16 protein-coding genes are annotated in these 18,206 nt (G+C 34.2%); 7 read left to right on the top strand and 9 right to left on the bottom strand.

What is annotated here, in order from left to right; all coding sequences use genetic code 11:
- Positions 1-57 precede the first annotated feature (57 nt).
- The 4 genes from IC221_RS19320 to IC221_RS19305 all read right to left on the bottom strand — a co-directional run bounded on the left by IC221_RS19320 (position 58) and on the right by IC221_RS19305 (position 5,226).
- The gene (locus IC221_RS19320; RefSeq protein ID WP_188170537.1) at positions 58-942 is read right to left on the bottom strand and encodes an AraC family transcriptional regulator; all 885 of its coding nucleotides are present in this window, start codon (positions 940-942) and stop codon (positions 58-60) included.
- 233 nt (positions 943-1,175) lie between these two features.
- Entirely contained in the window at positions 1,176-2,429 is a 1,254-nt protein-coding gene (hemA, locus tag IC221_RS19315) for a glutamyl-tRNA reductase (protein ID WP_188170536.1), read from the bottom strand.
- Positions 2,430-2,660: 231 nt separating this feature from the next.
- Positions 2,661-3,797: a DUF3179 domain-containing (seleno)protein gene (locus IC221_RS19310; RefSeq protein WP_188170535.1), complete on the bottom strand. Its 1,137-nt coding sequence runs from the start codon at positions 3,795-3,797 to the stop codon at positions 2,661-2,663.
- Between the two features lie 115 nt (positions 3,798-3,912).
- Positions 3,913-5,226 (bottom strand): M28 family metallopeptidase, encoded by a 1,314-nt coding sequence (locus IC221_RS19305; protein WP_188170534.1) that lies wholly within the window; start codon positions 5,224-5,226, stop codon positions 3,913-3,915.
- A gap of 161 nt (positions 5,227-5,387) precedes the next feature.
- Between IC221_RS19305 and IC221_RS19300 the strand changes: the two genes are divergently transcribed.
- Positions 5,388-5,870: a tetratricopeptide repeat protein gene (locus IC221_RS19300; protein WP_044201243.1), complete on the top strand. Its 483-nt coding sequence runs from the start codon at positions 5,388-5,390 to the stop codon at positions 5,868-5,870.
- Here IC221_RS19300 and IC221_RS19295 read toward each other — a convergent pair whose 3' ends face one another.
- From IC221_RS19295 to IC221_RS19285, 3 genes are all read right to left on the bottom strand, one after another.
- On the bottom strand, positions 5,871-6,128 hold the full coding sequence (locus tag IC221_RS19295) for a hypothetical protein (RefSeq protein WP_156152218.1): 258 nt from the start codon (positions 6,126-6,128) through the stop codon (positions 5,871-5,873).
- Between the two features lie 188 nt (positions 6,129-6,316).
- A complete protein-coding gene (locus IC221_RS19290) occupies positions 6,317-6,622 on the bottom strand; it encodes an RNA-binding S4 domain-containing protein (protein WP_188170533.1) in 306 nt (101 codons plus the stop codon).
- Between the two features lies 1 nt (position 6,623).
- Complete coding sequence (locus IC221_RS19285) at positions 6,624-8,204, bottom strand: toxin-antitoxin system YwqK family antitoxin (protein WP_188170532.1); 1,581 nt, start codon at positions 8,202-8,204, stop codon at positions 6,624-6,626.
- Positions 8,205-8,299: 95 nt separating this feature from the next.
- On the opposite strand from IC221_RS19285, the gene IC221_RS19280 reads away from it, so the two are divergent.
- Both IC221_RS19280 and IC221_RS19275 read left to right on the top strand, forming a co-directional pair.
- Entirely contained in the window at positions 8,300-9,400 is a 1,101-nt protein-coding gene (locus tag IC221_RS19280) for an AMP-binding protein (protein ID WP_188170531.1), read from the top strand.
- Positions 9,390-10,370: a glycosyltransferase family 2 protein gene (locus IC221_RS19275; RefSeq protein WP_188170530.1), complete on the top strand. Its 981-nt coding sequence runs from the start codon at positions 9,390-9,392 to the stop codon at positions 10,368-10,370. Before IC221_RS19280 ends, IC221_RS19275 begins: the two co-directional genes overlap by 11 nt.
- Before the next feature lie 6 nt (positions 10,371-10,376).
- Here IC221_RS19275 and IC221_RS19270 read toward each other — a convergent pair whose 3' ends face one another.
- Positions 10,377-12,803 (bottom strand): ATP-binding protein, encoded by a 2,427-nt coding sequence (locus IC221_RS19270; RefSeq protein WP_188170529.1) that lies wholly within the window; start codon positions 12,801-12,803, stop codon positions 10,377-10,379.
- 290 nt (positions 12,804-13,093) lie between these two features.
- Between IC221_RS19270 and IC221_RS19265 the strand changes: the two genes are divergently transcribed.
- The 3 genes from IC221_RS19265 to IC221_RS19255 all read left to right on the top strand — a co-directional run bounded on the left by IC221_RS19265 (position 13,094) and on the right by IC221_RS19255 (position 16,620).
- Positions 13,094-15,091, top strand: coding sequence for an alpha-amylase family glycosyl hydrolase (locus IC221_RS19265; RefSeq protein ID WP_188170528.1), 1,998 nt, complete (start codon positions 13,094-13,096; stop codon positions 15,089-15,091).
- 153 nt (positions 15,092-15,244) lie between these two features.
- Complete coding sequence (locus IC221_RS19260) at positions 15,245-15,856, top strand: hypothetical protein (protein WP_188170527.1); 612 nt, start codon at positions 15,245-15,247, stop codon at positions 15,854-15,856.
- Positions 15,857-15,918: 62 nt separating this feature from the next.
- Positions 15,919-16,620: a DUF2490 domain-containing protein gene (locus tag IC221_RS19255; RefSeq protein WP_188170526.1), complete on the top strand. Its 702-nt coding sequence runs from the start codon at positions 15,919-15,921 to the stop codon at positions 16,618-16,620.
- Positions 16,621-16,669: 49 nt separating this feature from the next.
- Here IC221_RS19255 and IC221_RS19250 read toward each other — a convergent pair whose 3' ends face one another.
- On the bottom strand, positions 16,670-17,059 hold the full coding sequence (locus IC221_RS19250; protein WP_188170525.1) for an arsenate reductase family protein: 390 nt from the start codon (positions 17,057-17,059) through the stop codon (positions 16,670-16,672).
- A gap of 226 nt (positions 17,060-17,285) precedes the next feature.
- Here IC221_RS19250 and IC221_RS19245 point away from each other — a divergent pair, with 226 nt between their 5' ends.
- A complete protein-coding gene (locus tag IC221_RS19245) occupies positions 17,286-18,188 on the top strand; it encodes a LysR family transcriptional regulator (RefSeq protein ID WP_188170524.1) in 903 nt (300 codons plus the stop codon).
- Positions 18,189-18,206: the final 18 nt, after the last annotated feature.

Below are 18,206 nucleotides of genomic sequence, written 5' to 3'. Positions count from 1 at the left end.
GTCTATCACAAATGTGAAGATAATAATCAATAAGATTGTGGTGATTTTAAATAAAGTTTAGGTACTTTTCAATGATCGCTCTCTATAAGCATTTGGCGTCTGCCCTGTCAACTTCTTGAAAAACTTACTAAAATAGGATTGATCTTTAAAGTTGAGATAGTGACAAATCTGAGTAACAGTCAAATCTGTATGCTTCAAAAGTCGCTTAATTTCAAGCACTTGCTTATCCGTAATTAACTCTTTTGATGTTTTCCCTGTCAATCCTTTGACCGTTTGCGTCAAATGATTTTCAGTCACATTGAGGAATTCAGCAAAATCTCTAACAGATAAATTATCTTGGTATTTTTCCTCAATCAATTCTCTGAATCTTTTAACCATCAAATGTCCCTTTCCTTTTTCGATAGCACGTTGTTCTTTCGGATAGATCTGATTACAGGTATTTAATATCAAATCTAAAATAGAATTGGCCATTTCGTGAGAGACTACATCCGTTTGATCCATCTCATCACAACCCTTGACAAACAATTGGGTTAAAAACGCTACATCCATTGGTTCCTCTAGTTTCAATGGAGGGTTTTCTTGTTTGAGATTAAAAAAGAAGGGAAACTCAAGTAACTTGTTTTTGTTGCTCTTGTCGATCAAATAAAACTCCGCTGTAAATAGAAAAATGTAACCTGCAATGTCTTTTGACAACTCCAATTTATGTGCTTGACCCGGACTCAAAAAAAACATACAAGGAGGTTCCACCTTATATTCATTGTCATCAATCACATGAAGCCCCGATCCCTGAGTCAAAAATAACACCTCAAAAAAGTCGTGCTTATGAGGATACTGTACCTCAAAATGACGATTGGCATCAAACACTTCAATTTGGAATGGGTGTTTTGAATTACCAATAGGTTTGAACTTATCTAGACTGTATGTGGGGATTAGATTTTTCAATTAGAAGTTTTAAACCTTTATCTCTATTTCGTTTGGAAGCTTAATAAAGCCAAATAAACCAAAGAAGAGATTAATAAACAAACCTTACTTTTCGAAATGTTATCAAGCATCATTTTTTTTCTAAAAAAGTACTCCAAATATCACTATCAGTGTTTAATAATACTTTAGGCAATAAAAAAAGTGATTACCATCTCTGATAATCACTCTTCCTTATTATTTATATAAATGGATAATTACTGTTTATCCAAATCAAAAAGATCACTAATAATTTTACCCATTTTCTGACCTTCCTTTTTATCGATATTTGATGTCGTTTTCAGTTGAAGTACTGGAATTTTAACGATCTTATTCAATAAGTTCTTTGTGATTTTATCGACGTTTTTCTTTTCCTTAGACGTTAGATCTTTTTCATATTTCTGAACTTCTCTACATCTAATTTCCTCCAAAGTACTCTTCAAACCTTTTATGATCGGTGAGTACTCCATCTCTTGCGTTCTTTTATTAAATTCGGTCAAAGAAGATTCAATGATTGCCTCTACTTTAGGAATTGAATTTAAACGCTTCTCCAATGCTTTGTCGGCTCTTGCGTTGATATCATCTACAGTGTATACTAATGCTCCAGGAATTTTCTCTACATCAACAGCAACTGATCTTGGTACAGACAGGTCCATAAAGCATTTGAAGGCCAAAATATCTAGTGATTTTACATTTTCAGCATTAAAGTAATCTGCAATAGGTAATGAAGAGATAATAACATCTGCTTCCTTTGCTGCTTTCCATAATTCTGAAAAATCTCTTACTTGATATCCTGTTTCGGCTGCTAGTTCCTCTGCGACTGTCAGCGTACGGTTCATGATCGTCACATCAGTGATGTCGGTATTTTGAAGGTTTCTCACTGCATCAGTACCAATCTCTCCAAGTCCGACTACAAGAATTTTAGGATTAGAAACATCAGAAGTGATTTCATCAATCATCTCTACTGCAGCATAAGATACAGAAGCAGCTCCGTCTCTAAATTCCGTTTCAATTTGTACCCTCTTGTTGGCATTGAAGATGGTGTGCATAAGGCGATGTAAATACTGCCCTGCCATTTCATGATCAGCAGTCCACTGATATGCCCTTTTCACTTGACTTGAGATTTGAATATCACCTACCACTTGAGCTTCAAGTCCCATAGCGACCCTAAACAAATGCATTTGAGCATCTGAAGCCGATGACATTGACTCAAAGTATTTGTAAGCTTTATCTTCTTCTACCGCTTTGAGAGAACAAATTTCTTTTATGATATCTTTTGAAAGATCTTCATCGGCCATGTAATAAGCTTCTGTTCGGTTACAAGTAGAAACCAACAACAGCTCATTCACACGCTCATCATTTTGATATACCCTTAGCAGGTCTTCACAATCTTGCTGAGAAAGTGAAAACTGTCCTCTAACATCTAGAGGAGTATTTTTGTATGATAATTTTACGGCTTTGAAATCTTTCATTTATTAACTTAATCTATTAGCAAAGAGCTATTTTACTTTTCACTAAATACCTCAAAAAAAAGAGATTAACTATAACTATTTGTCACTCCAACTACTATAAAAAAGTAAACGTTTAGTTCATTTGTTTTAAGGAAGCTTATGTAACAGTAGGATAAATTAATTCATCTCCCCTTAATATAGATATACAAATTTAAAGATGTTTTAAAAATAATATAAATCTATTAGCGAAGATTACCAATTTATATTGTAAATCAGACTATTCGGATAAAAATCGAGTGCTGGAAATGAGAAGTTTTGAGAGAATTTCAACATTTTCAGCTGTTGTCCTTTCAATTCTCCTTCAATACACCTGCCACTGAAATTCCAAACAGATTGAGTTTGTTCGTCTTTAAAAATATCTCCTTCTTTAGAAAATGTCAAGGATTGCCCCTCATGAAATGAGGAGTAGACTGCCACTGATCCTATCTTTTTATTGGAATGAATTTCTCTTCCTTCCAACATTGAAGTAGAAGCATCACCATAAAAGACTGCGATATACATATCCAATGGTTTATCATTGATGACTCCTCTATCTTTCACATCCTCTAAAGGATAAATTACGTGTTCATCCAACAATGCTACCGCTACCACTCTCTCCATAGGCATAAGCCTTTCACTTGGCATATAATTGAGATAAAGTGGTTTTTCAACCAAGACATTATCATAATTATAATAAGGGTTTTTACCATAAGGCAATAACTCATCCCTTTCATTAAACTTCATGACTAAACCATACTTGTAATTTTCATAGTATTGCTTCATCGTCATTCTTAATGCAGGGTACTTCGTCAGTTCATGTCCTTTGAATTCGCCGGTATAGCTTTTACCATTGTATTGTTGCCACCATGACTCAGATTGAGTATCATATAAAATGACATTACTCTTTCTGATCATTCCTGATGGATTAAAAGTTAACTCTCTTTGTACACCTTTGTATTGGAATCGTCTTTCATAAACCTGCACTGCATCCGTTAAAGGACAGTAGGTAATTGCTATAGGCATACCACCTATTCTATCATTGATAACTTGATGATACATCAAAAAGTCTAACGGATAGGCTTTAAACTCCCTACCGGCAGCTACTACAACGACATTACTCTCGTCAGAATACTCCTCTCCAGCACTTTCCTCATTATAGAATCGAGGATTGTCAATACTTTGAAAAGCATCTTTAGGCACCAAGTTTTCATATTCGTACAATGAAATAGATGAATTGTCTACATTCGTAGTCCACTCACTTTTCACCCCTACTCTATTGATTTGAGCCGATGCGTTGAATACAACTCCAAAAGCAAAAAACAATAGCACTATATTTTTTAATGAAATCATCTATTCCTATTAGGTTTAATCTGTCATTTTATAAGTATAAGGTCAGTCACTCTACCCTTTATACTACCTGTAAAACAACAAAAATACAAAAAAAGCTACACCTTATAAAATCATTTTATCGTATTCTAGATGGTGTTTCTCTTCCTGAAACGATCGGTTCAATTCCAACAATAATTCCTTTTGTTACTTCTACAATGTTTTGGAAGTCTAATGAACTCATTTCATCGTTTACGGTATGATAATATGAATCGAAGTCAATATCTGTAGAAGAGAATGTATGTGCAGGTACTCCTTTTGCTGCAAAAGGTGCATTATCAGAACGCATAAATAATTTTAAATCAGGGTAAGGGTCCGCAAAAAATCCGAATTTCAATCTTGCATTTCGAACGTTTTTCTGCATTATCCTTCCTAAGTTTGATTTATTGTAACCTGTAATGTATGCCTTTCTTTTACCATTAGCAGAAGGTTTACCAATCATCTCAATATTAATCATGGCTACAATGTTTTTCAGCTCTTCTTCTGACATTTTATCAGCCATATATTTAGAACCTACAAGACCTATTTCTTCAGCTGAGAAGGTAGTAAACAATATCGTTCTAGCATATGCTCTTCTTCTTTTTGCAAAGTATTCAGCAATTTGGAGTACAGCAGATACTCCTGAAGCGTTATCATCAGCACCATTCGCAATAGAATCTCCTTGTACTGCATCCAAAATACCAATATGATCATGATGTGCACCCACCATTACTACCTCGTTAGGTTTTGAAGAACCTTCCAGCTTGGCCATTACATTTCTCATTTCAGCCTTCTTTACTTCTTGCTTGAAATCTAAAAGTACTTTTTTGAATTTAGTTTTCACTGACAAAGGAGGAATGACCCAAATAATCGCATGTTTTGAAGATACATCTTCCCAATACTTCTTATTTCTTCCTTTGAATTGCATACTGATCAATTCTTTCCTTTGTTCTTTTGTCTTTACCCATACAATTGTGATAGCAGACTCGTCTAATAATTCTTGACGAAACTCTTTTAACGTTTTTCCTGAAGGGACATCTTTAATTTGAAGTTCTTTTACTTTTTTCGAGTACAGCTGTTCAACATTTGTATCAATAAAAAACTGATCTTTCGTTAAGTCTTCTTTATTAATAGAAAGATTATTTTTCTGAACCACTTTCTGGTATTTAGTCATTACTTGGAAATAAGTACCATTATCTCCAGCTGGTTTTAGTCCTAATTTTTTAAACTCATTACTGATGTAATCTGTTGCTAACTTCTCACCTTCACTTCCTGCTTGTCTACCTCTTAAAGCATCGCTAGATAATGTATCAATGATTTGGGTTGCTCTGTTAATAGTCTGTGCCGTAGTTACTTGATAGAAACCAATCAGTAGTATAAATACCAATCCACGAATTGTTTGTATTATTCTCATGAACTATGAAGATATGTTAAGTTTTTCCCTAATGAATTTAACTGTAAGAAACTTTTTTAGGGAGTTTGTGTATTAATGTTGTGTGACGCAATGCAATTTGCATTACTGTTTTGCGGTATAAAAGTAAATGAAATTTTACTAAAATCTAAAGTAATCCGGTTATGAAACAATATACAGATGAGGTAGATAGTCTTTTTAAGGAATTAAAAAAAGCTACCGAAAGTGAAAAAATATCAGATTTAGAAAGTTCAATTATTGAAATTTGGCAAAGAACGGAAGACCCTTTCTTGGATGATGTTATCATATTAGGGGTTGAACAATTAACCAGAGAAAATTATAAAGATGCAATTGCTACTTTCTCACATGCTTTAATGTTCAATAAAAGCTTTGCTGAAGTCTACAATAAAAGGGCTGTTGCTTATTATATGCGTGGTGAATACAATAAGGCGGTTGCAGACTTAAAAAGGGCATTAGAATTAGAACCAAGGCATTTTGGGGCACTTTCAGGTTTATGCAATATTTATAGAGAAATAAAATTGGAGGTACATACTCTAAAAACATTAGAGACATTGCTTCGAATTATCCCGAATAAAGAAGGTTTATCAGCTCAGGCATATACATTAAGGCAAAAATTAAGAAAATAATTACACCAAGGTTACTTCTTGAGGTTCTTTTTTGCTAGGATCAGGAGCATTGGGAGGTAAAATGAATATTCCTGGAGGCAAGTCTAAGTCTGGTTCTTTAGGAGTTGTAGGCCATCCGCCGTTATTATCATCATCATCATTACCAAAGGAAGAGCCTCTAGAAGAGTCTTCTCTCATTAGGTAGGTTTTGTAAAATGACCATATAGCAAGACCAATCGAAAGGTACATTATCAATAGTAAAAGGTGAATGTACTCCATACACTAGTTAATTAAGTTATTTAATTGATATTTTTCAAAGTAAGGGTTTATAAAGCACATCACACTAATATTTATATATGAGTGCTTGAAGACTTAATTTAAATATATTTACAATTAAAAAAAAGAGGTATTTATTCAAACACCTCTTTTTTTTATGATTTGAGTACTATGTAATAAAGTAAGAGTACTTATCTCAGGTAAAATTTTTTCTCATCAATAAATTCCTGAAGTTTACTTAACTCCTCTTCAGGTGTAATATCCTCAATATTACCCTCTACTAAACTGGCGCCTACCCTTTTATCTATAACGTCTAAAACTTTGTAGGTTCTCCAAATTGGAGCTTTCTTTACCTTTACTATATCACCTATACTCACTTTTTGTGAAGGCTTAGGTACTTGACCATTTAGTAGTACTTCTTCTTTTTTACAAGCATCTGTTGCTACGGTACGGGTTTTAAAAACTCGTACACACCATAAATATTTGTCTATTCGCATTTTATTCGTTGGGGTAATTTACTTTCAGTAATTTACCTTTTTCATAAATTTCTTCTTTTTCCAAGTTACCACTTTCATCATAGTATTTCCATGATCCAAGCTTCTGTTCCTTATATTTTTTCCCAATTTCTCTCAAAGTTCCGTCTTTATAGTACTTTTTGATCATACCATAAATATTGCCTTTATCATAAGGAACCTCATGAAGTACTGTTTTTCCATCTTCATGATATTCTATTCTAACCCCTACAATCCTTCCTTTTCTATATTTTTCTTTTGTCAACAAGACGCCATTTTGTCTGTAAATAAAAGCATCTCCCTCTTCAAAACCTTTCTGATATACTTTTACACTTTTTACGGAACCATCTGCATAGTAAGTTTTCCATTCTCCATTTTTCACCTTACCAAGATAATTTCCTGCTGCTTTGATAACACCTGAAGGATAATGCTCTTTTGAGGTATGTACCGTACCATTTTTAGTGTAAACCTCCAATAATTTAAGGGTTGTACCATCCTCATAAAAATCTTTCTGTTCTCCTTTCTTGATTCCTTTGGCATAACGATATACTGCCTTAGGTTTTCCTGTTAGATAGAAAAGTTCAGTTATCCCATTCATTTTTCCTTGCTGCATATGCCCTTCTTTCAGTAGAACACCTTTTTCAGAATACTCTCTGAAAACTCCTTTCTGATCTTTTCCTAAAGCCGTAATCATTTCAGCTTTTAATTGTCCACTTTCATAGTAGTTCTTGTAATTTCCTGTAGTTCGGCCTTCAAGCATTTTTTCTTCTGCCATTAATACCCCACTAGGAAAATAAGCTTTTCTCAGACCATGTTCTCTGTTGTTTTCGAAAGGGATAATCTCTTTTATTTTACCGGATTCATAAAATTCTTTCGATTCTCCTTCTAAAGCACCATTGACAAATTGACTCTCTTTTTTAATCGTATTTGTTTTAGGAAAGTAGGTATAAAAAACTCCATCAATCACTCCTTTTTTATAAGTACCTTTCTGAACTAAATTTCCTTCCTGATCAAAAACTTCCGTAAGTCCATTTTTCTTCTCCCCTAACATTTGAGAAACCGCTTTTTTCTCACCTGTTGGATAAAATTCTTTCCAAGTTCCTTTCTTGATATCATTCTTTATTTGAAGCTCACCAGATTGATAGTATTTTTTCATTACACCAACCATTTGATTGTTTTTAAACTGAGCCTCTGTTTTCTTCATTCCCTCTACATAATAGGATGTATACGCACCTTCTTGTAACCCATTCTTATAATGAGCGATAAAATGAGGTTGTCCATTTTCATAATATTCATGAAATGTTCCATGCAAGACACCGTCTTTATAATATGATTTTACAATAAGATTATCTGAACCCGGAAAATACCTCTTATACTCTCCGTCTATTCTATTCGAATCGCCATCTATCACATAAAATTCTTCAGCAACAATTCCAGCCCAATCGTCATAATAGGTTTTAATTAGGGTCTTGTCTTTTGACTGTCCTATTACTTTAAATGAAAAAAAAGTAAATAAAAGTAGAAGACACAAAGAATTAATTTTGATTGTTTTATTTTTAGTATTCATTTAGGTATTTGAGATTATTCTTATTCTACAAAGATCAATTATCATTCCTATAATGACAACCTCATTTAACCTTTTTAATTCACATAAGGCCATTTATGTATCTTAATATAGCAAATCAACAGTTTGACAGTAATGAAATCAAGCAAGGTAATTTTACCCTTGAAGGTGATGACTTTGTAGATAACATCTTAGTTTTTTGTTTTGAATGGCTCAATGGAAAAGAAGAATTTACGCTTCAGACTTCAGGTAGTACAGGCACCCCAAAAAGTATTACGGTCACCAGAAATCAAATGATTTCTAGTGCCTCCGCTACCATCAAAATATTAAACTTAAAAAGTGGGGATAAAGCATTGTGTTGTTTGAATACAGACTACATTGCAGGAAAAATGATGATTGTGCGATCATTAGTCGCCGATATGAACTTGTGGATTGTACCTCCTTCTGCTCATCCATTTAAACACCCTTTCTTACCTCATTTTGATTTTGTAGCTTTAGCTCCCTTACAAGTACAAAGCAGCTTGGATGTTCCTTCCGAATTAGAGCAAATTCAAAGTGTTAAGAATATTATTATTGGAGGAGCACCGATTAATTCTCACTTGGAAAATAGAATTATACATCAATTGGAAGGTGTTAGGGTCTTTATGACGTATGGCATGACGGAAAGTGTATCACACATTGCACTGAAACGTATTGCTGAAGATAGTGACCAATTGTATCATACCTTAGAAGGTGTAAGCATTGGTCAAGACGATAGAGGTTGCCTTCACATTACCGCACCAATGACTGATTTTCAAAAAATCCAAACCAATGATGTTGTTCAATTAATCAATAGAGATACTTTTGAATGGTTAGGAAGAGTAGACAATATCATTAACTCTGGTGGGGTGAAAATTCAAGTTGAAAAAATTGAAAATGCCATCTCCAAAATTTTAGAAACGATGGGTTACGCTTCTGTCAATTTGTTTATTGGAGGTATCCCTCATGAGCGTTTGGGAGAAGAAGCGAATTTACTGATTGAAGGTATCACTTTGACAGAAAACGAAAAAACAGTATTAATTAATGAATTGAAAGCTCAATTTACAAAGTACAAGCTACCTAAAAATATTCACTCTTTAGGGGAATTTGTCAAAACAGATACCCTTAAAATAAAAAGAAAAGAAACAGTACAGCTTTTTTTAGAAAACAATGAAAGTTAGTATAATCACTGCCGTTTTTAATAGTGAGGCTTTTTTAGATGACTACTTCAAAAGCCTTCTCAATCAATCCCATAAAGACCTTGAAATCATTTGTGTTGATGATGGTTCCACTGACAATAGTATTTCAAAACTTTATGAATACAGAAAAAAATACCCTGACCTCATTAAAGTCATTCGTCAAAAACATGAAGGGGTGAGTCAGGCCCGTAATAAAGCATTAGACGTCATGAGTGGCGATTATTATTGCTTTTTGGATAGTGATGACTGGTTATCTGAAAATGCCTTAGAACTTGCATTACAACAGTTTCAGAAAGAAGATATCGACGCCTCCCTCTTCACTTTAAATTACATCTACCCACAATCACCTGAAAAAAACTACATATTACCCAAAAAGTATGATCAACTATTCAGCTCCAATGAAATGTTTTCGGATACTTTAGATTGGAGTATTTCTGCTTTTGGCGTTTATAAATCAGAATTTAAGGAATTCTCCTACTATTCGTCTCCTCAAGCGATTTCATATGATGATGAATTTCAGACCAGAAGAATGATCTTAAAAATGAGAAATTTTAAGATTAACAATGGTGTCTATTTTTATAGACAAAGGGATAATTCTGTCAGTAATGAAATGAGCCTGGAATCTTTAGGTAAATTTAAACTGCAATACAAAACAAAGGGACTATTACAAAAAAGAGGGCTTTATGAGGAACATGCTTTAAAGTTTGAAAGACAGTCCCTCCATATTTTTGTCGGTTTCATTAGAAATTTCTTTTTGAAGAAAAAAGAGTTATCTAAAAATGAGTCTTCTTTTATTGAGAAATCAATTCATTCCTACAAACATTTTATCAACAAAAAAGTCTTGTTTCAAAACATCAATGAACTTGATGCAAAAGAAGTACTCATGTTCCTCTTCTTATTTCTTCCGTTTGTATTTCAGAAATTAATAATGAAAGTAATAGCAAAGTATTAGTCGATACTAACTATCGCTACTAGGACCTTCAATCGGTAATGAAATTGTAAATGACGTCCCTTTTCCAACTTCAGAATCAACTTTTATGTCTCCTGAATGATCTTGGATGATACCAAAAGAAATCGACATACCTAAGCCTGTACCCAAGCCAACAGGTTTTGTTGTAAAGAAAGGATCGAAGATTTTGCTCACGGTTTCTTTATCCATACCAGATCCGTCATCTGAAATTTTGATATACACCGTTTTCGCATCATACCAAGTTTTAATGGTAAGGTTACCTTCTCCTTTAATAGCTTGCTCAGCATTATTCAGAATATTCATAAATACCTGATTAATTTTACTTTCGTTACAAACCACTGGAGGAATATCCGCATAATCTTTATGCACTAGTACTCGGTCTTTTAATTTACTGTTTAATAGCGTCAGCGATGTATCAATACCTTCTTCCAAGTTCGCTTCTTTGAACTTTGTAGAATCCATTCTAGCAAAGGTCTTCAAGTCCATCACAATTTGAGTGGTTCTATTGGCTCCTTCTTCAATACCTTTTAATAAGTCACTGATTTCTTGAATTACAAATGACACTTCGTAATCTTCTTCAATTTCATTGACCACTTCCTCTGTGGTATGTTTTTTCAGTTCAGTGAAAGCTTGAATCAGATCTTCAATATCATCTTTAAGAGGTAGAACATTATTGGCTACAAAGTTAATTGGGTTGTTGATCTCATGGGCAATACCGGCCGTCAACTGACCAATTGAAGCTAATTTTTCAGAACTTACCAGTTGATCTTGCATCTCCTTTAACTGAGATAATGTATCTTCTGTCTTATTTAAAGAGTCTTTTAAAGCACTGTTTTTCGTCTTGATCTCATCACTCTTGTGCTCTAAAGCTACATTTTGTTCCCTGATTTCATCATGAGCATAACGAAGCTTTTCAGATTGTGTTCTCAAAGCTTCATTTTGTCGTTCAATATGTTTCGTTCTCTTTTCAACCAACAATTCTAAGTGGTTTTTATGCACCTCTAATTGTTTTTGAGCATCTTTCAATTCTGTTACATCGACCAAGAAAGAAGTAACACCGATGATCTCTCCCTGAGTATTTCTAAATGGATTAAAAAACTGTTCGAAATAATATCCTTTAAAACGATCTACCACCACAATATCTTCTCCTTTGATGCAACGATCAAAATATTCGCTCTGAAGAATGTTCTTATTGTTTTCTTTTATCTCATCAAAAATATCTAACAAATACATCCCGTTTTCAAGTTTGATACCTGTTAGCATTTCTGTAATCTTCATGAATTTGTTATTACAACTCAACAAGCGTTTGTCTCTGTCGAGTGTATACATCATGATATAATCAGAATTATCTAAAATATTTCGAAGGAGTTCATTGGTCTTCTTGTACTCTTCTACCACTATTCTTCTTTGATTTAATTCGTTCTTCCATTTACTCACCATAAATGTCAAAGAAGAAGTAATGATGACCCAAAGCAAGAAAACCAAAGCCATGGTGAAGTTCCTTGATTGAATAGAGCTTCTTAATACTGTTTTCAATGGCACACGAGTAGTAATTACCCATGGTTCTGTCATTCCTTGAATTTTAATTGGGAATAACATCTCATAATAACTTTGCTCCGTTTCGCTGTTCTCTACTATTCGAGATACTTTTTGATCATTTCTCAGAGAGGCAAATAAATACGCAGGAATACCATCATTCATTCCAATATCCGCTTCATTGACAGAACCCACTATTTGCCCGTTTGGTGCTGCAATACAAACATAACGATTATCAAAATCTTCACTTTCTTCAATAAAACGTTGGAAGAAAGACAAACGAATTGCACTACCAATAGCACCTATAAACTTGCCATCATTTGTAAAGAAAGGCTGAACAACATGGACCACAAACTTATTCTCATCATCATTTCCATTCGTATGCTTAGGAAGAGTAACAAAAGATTCTTTTGAGTTAAGAATTCGGTCTTTGAGAATAAAGCTGTCCCAATTCAATTGTGTATGATGGAGCTCATGCCTGATCTGACCTCGTCTTGAAACATATTCTTTATTGAGAAAAACAGGATTGTACAATAAGCGATCTGTATTTACGCTATCAAATAATACAAGCCATAATGATTCAATATTTGAATAGCTTCGTACCGTGTGATCCAATAGTCCTGACAAAACCTTATCTTTTTCCTCTTTATCTCCCTTAATCACACGCATTGCACTACCAATCATCCTCATCTCACCAAGCAACGTTTGTAACCTTGACTCAATAGACTCGCCATAACGCACTGCTCGTTCTTTGGTCACTTCGAAAGCCAATTTCTTTGATTGACTCCCTCCGTTCTCATATACTTTATAGCCTATGATTAGAAAGCAGAAAGTTGTTAGGGTAATTACCCACCATATGGACCTTGATTGTGAATTCAACTTTGGTAAAAGTTTTCCTGATTAAATGAATTGATAATAGATGGTCTTCATGACAAACACACAAAGTTAGTTAGCAAATATTCAATTACATATATTGTTAAGTTTTTTTAGAGAATAAATTCATTCACATAATAATGTGAATAAAAAAATGTATCGAAACGGGTTGAAATAAATTGTTAACAAAAACAATCAATTGAAGGTGGTTTGAATGAATAAAAAGGTTGTAAATTAGAAAGTAATCGAAGGATAATTTCTATAAATATCACCTATCTGTGATTTAATAAGTAAGTATGAAAAAAGATTCGAAGCTATTAAAAATTCTCGAATACCTTGAGGCTAATGAAGCTCAAGAAACGAGGGACTATTATGTTCCATCATTATGGATGGGGCAAGAGCAGGGAGCTTCCCACCCTGTCAAAACTAACCCATTTACGTTCTTCAAAAATGCCATCAAGGAGATCACGGCTCCAACTGATGCTGCTGTAAATTATAACCGTTCTCTTTCTACTTTAAGAAGTCAAATACATGGTTATGGAGGTGACTGGACTTATCAGTCTGCTTTCTACAACTTATTCCCAAGATTGACGACTGCTTATGACCATGATAATGATGGTCACGTAGGCTCTAGTCATCGTATGGACATCACTAGCAGTGATAATGGCTTTAGAGAAACAGGTACTTTATTAAAATGTATTGCAATCTTAAAATACATCAGAGATTTAGGTTGTGATACTGTGTATATGTTGCCCATCACGAGTATTGGTGAAGACGGAAATAGAGGTGATTTAGGATCTCCTTATGCCATCAAAGATCAATATAAGCTGGATGAAAACCTTGCTGACCCATTAATTCCGTTCTCTGTAGAAGAGCAATTTGAAGCTTTTGTAGAAGCGGCACACATGATGGGAATGAGAGTCATTATGGAATTCGTGCTTAGAACTTCTTCATTAGGTGGAGATTGGGTAAAAACAAACCCTGAATGGTTCTATTGGATTGACCGTCATAGAGCACACGAATACCAAAGCCCTGAATTCCCTGCCAACGAGTTGGCGGATATCTTGAAAATCCCTAAAGGTGGTGGATTCCACTTTGCTCCAAACAATGAGTATAGATCATTATTCAAAAAACCACCGACACCAGAACAAATTCAGGTACAAGATGGTAAGTATGTGGCCTATACTGACGAAGGTGAATTAATCATCCCTGGTGCATTTGCGGATTGGCCACCAGATGATATTCAACCTGCTTGGTCTGATGTAACGTATTTGCGAATGTATAACTTCCCTTATGATCATGCTCCTAATGATTATAACTACATCGCTTATGATACAATTCGTTATTATAACCCTGAGCTTGCACAACCTGCTCATGTCAACAGACCGCTTTGGGATAAAATTGCCGGCGTAATTCCTCACTACCAATCTTTCGGTATTGATGGTGTAATGATCGATATGGGACATGCCCTTCCAAAACCATTAATGGAAGAGATTATTCATGTTGCCCGTCAAAATGATCCTGACTTTGCCTTCTGTGAGGAAAACTTCGATGTTACTCAAGAAAGTAGAGAAGCTGGCTTTAATGCAGTACTAGGTCACGAATGGAGAGTTACTTCAAGAGAAAAAAGAGCAGGTATACAGAGAATCGTTCAAGATTCTAGCGAACGCCTTGCTTTACCTTATTATGGTACTCCTGAGACACACAACACTCCTCGTGCAATGATGAGAGGTGGTGAACCTCACTGTAGAGTTACTTATGTGTTGAATAAATTCCTTCCTAATTCTATTCCTTTTATTCATCAAGGATTCGAGTTATTAGAGGAGTGGCCTGTCAATACTGGTTTGAACTTCTTGCAGTCAGAAACAGATTATTACAGTCAACAAAGATTACCATTATTCTTTAAGTCTGCCTTAAGATGGAATAATGACCATAACCTTATTGGCTATATCAAATACATCAACAGTATTTATGATCACTTTGGATGGTTACTTAATAATGTACACCTAAGAGGTAATGAAAAATCGATGAAGATTCATTACCCTGAAACATCCTATGAAAGTGTAATCGGTTTTGAGCGTTTTGATCCTTGGCACCCTGAACATAGTATTCTTGTGATTGCCAATACAGATTATCAAAATAGTCAAGATTTCTATATCAATGTTCCAGGTACCAATAACGGTAAGTACTGGGATTTCTTGGAGAAAAAAGATTATCAGTTTGTTGAAAACTGGCTTTCTGCAACGCTTCAGCCAGGACAATGTCTGGTCATTGAACTGAAAAAATTATTATAATCATCTTTTAAGAATGATATTTATAGGCTACTGATTTTCAGTAGCCTTTTTTATGATATTTGTATTTTTTACGGTTTACTTATGTTCACACAATGTTATTTTCATGTTAGATTTTAAACATTAGATTTGTTTCATAATCAAACAAACAGGAAAATGAAAGTAACAAGTTATGTTGTTGGCTTATTAGTATTGTTTTTTGCAAATCAATCTTTCGCACAATCGCATTTAGATTCAGAAGTAAATGAATCAAATCACATCTCATCAAAAGCAACTATTCACCACCACGAAGAAGAAGACTTCAAAAGGCATAAGGTATCCGTTTATATGGGTTACACTTATATTCCTCAAGCTATTCCTTCACAAGAAGGGTTGTTAGTTCCTACTTTCGGACTAGATTATGTTTACCAATTTTCTGAAAAATGGTCAATTGGTCTTATCAATGATATTGAGATTGCTCAATATATGGTGGAAGTAAAAAACAGTGGAAGCCACGGCGAACATGGGCATTTAGAAACCTTGGATAGGGAGTATGCTTATGTAGGTTCATTGGTCATTTTTTACTCACCGTGGGAAAGCTGGAAAATCGGTGTAGGACCAGGTTTTGAAATTGAGAAAAACAAAAACCTTTTTGTAGGTAAATTCATCTTTGAAAAAGAATTTAAACTACATGACGGTTGGGAACTTTCTCCTAATTTCCAGTACGACATGAAAGAAAAACTCTATGATACGTGGACTTTCGGTGTTTCGATTGGAAAAAGGTTTTAAGAAAGAAGAATCTTAAAGAAAAAGTTGTTAGTTTTGTTAAATAATACTAACAACTTTTTTTTATGAAACAACTAAATAAAGGACTACTTGTAATTGTCTTTTCTATCTTATCTTTTACCTCTATTAAACTAAATGCACAAGATGTAAGTGACAACAGACTTTGGCTTCATTACTTTAACAGTGTTGGTTTAGCAGACAATTGGTCAATTGATACCGATGCCGCTTATATGGCAATGTTCGACAAGCCCGTTGACAGATTTCAGATTCGTTCTGGTTTAAAAAGAAAGGTCAACAAGAATTTATCAATCAGATTTGGTTTGGGATACTTTTATGTATTTGGAGATGAGTCTTCCAAATTACATGAAATCAGGCCAATGCAAGATTTTATCGGTACACACAACTTAACGGCTGATAAAAAATTATTTATCAAACAAAGACTTCGTTTTGAACAACAAATCTTCAGTGCAACCCTCAATGAGACGGAAACAAGCGAAGTAGACTACAGAATGAGATACTCGTTCATTCTCAGAAAAAAATTGGACAAATGGATATTGGGTATTGGTACTGAAGCTTTTATCAACCTAGAAAACAAAGAGGAAAAACCATTATTCAATAAGAATCGTTCGATTGCTTTGGTCAACAGAACGATAAGCAGTCATTTAAGCCTTGAAGCTCAATACATCAGAGAAGATTCCTTTAGGAAAGGAGAAGGTTCACACCATCATGCTGATTTACTGAGAATTGCCGTAAGACATAAAATCTAAAAACGATATTCAAAAAATAAGCCTTGAAGTGAATTTCAAGGCTTATTTTTTATACAAGAACTTCCTTCTCCTCGTGAGATTGAGAAAGATCTTCCAAACTGGGATCAATAAAGATTTCATTTTCTAAAATCACAATAGGAGTTTTGAGTAATGAAGGAAAGTCTCTTAATGTGCGAAGAAGTACAAATGGACTCATTTCATGCAAATCTTCTGCGAAACATCTGTACCAAGGTGAACTTGTATTAATTAATGCTTTAGTTGGTTTTAGATTCATATTCTCCATAATATGGATCAAATATTTTTCTGAAACAGGGCAGACATTGACTTCAATTTCACGGATGGCGTGGTTCTTTCTTCTTAAATCATTGATGAAGAACTGTTGATTTGGGGCATTACTGTCATAAATGACAATTGGATGGTTGAGCTTTAAAAGTGACATGGCTATGGGTTGTTATTGGACTTTGTTTTTATTAATCAATAAGTTAGCGAAAAAAGCGAAATTTATTAACACACATTTATCACCATAAAATATTGACATTTATCATCCTGATACTTATATCATGACCGTTGTTATTAGTTTTTGAATAGAAACGTTTTCATTAGTAAGTCAATTTCTGATCAATTATATTCATTCTTTAAATATAAAATACAACCTTTTCAAACTTATGAAATCACACTTCCGCTTACATGTTTTCTATGAAGTTGTCCAACGACAAAGCTTTACAAAAGCAGCTGAGGCACTCCAAATTTCTCAACCTGCGGTCACAAAACATGTTAGAGCATTGGAAGAGGAATACAAAGTGCCATTATTAGAACGAAAAGGTGTTATTATTCATATTACTCCTGCTGGGGAGGTTCTGAAAAGTTATTGCGAAAAGATTTTCGGATTAGAACGACAATTAAAATTTGAGATTGATGCCTTAAGGGACAATCAAGGTGGAACGATTCGTATTGGAGCGAGTACGACCATTGCTCAATACATTATTCCAAAAGTGATTGCTTCTTTTCAACAAAAAGTAAAAGACGTCAATATTGAAATTAAAAGTGGTAATACAGAAGCAATCGAAAACTGGCTGATTGATGATATTATTGACTTAGGAATGATTGAAGGTTCACCACACCGAGGAGGTTTGAAGTACATTCCTTTTCTAAAAGATGAACTTGTAGTGGTTTGTTCTACAAAGTTTCATAAGGGACACAAAAGTTCATTGACCATTAAAGAGTTCTTGAAAAAACCTTTTGTCATCAGAGAACAAGGCAGTGGTACTCGAAAAATCATTAAAGAAGCCTTGGCTGAAAAAAAACTACATGAAGATGATCTTACTATTGCTATGCAATTGGACTCTACTGAGAGTATAAAGAGATACATTGAGGCTTCTCCAAACTATGCATTACTATCCATTTATTCCATCCTTGAAGAGTTGAATAGAGACCAACTACAAATTATCGATATTGAGGACTTTGAAATTGACCGAGACCTACATTTTGTAATAAAGGAAGGTGGTTCTATTGGTCTTGGTACAACTTTTATGGATTACGCCATGCTTCATTATAACAAAAAGTTATAACTCATTCATTTTCTTCAT

The sequence above is a fragment of the Flammeovirga sp. EKP202 genome, assembly GCF_014534745.1.
Taxonomy (GTDB): Bacteria; Bacteroidota; Bacteroidia; order Cytophagales; family Flammeovirgaceae; genus Flammeovirga.
Note: the sequence above shows the minus strand (reverse complement) of the source record. Positions and strands in the feature narration are given on the sequence as shown.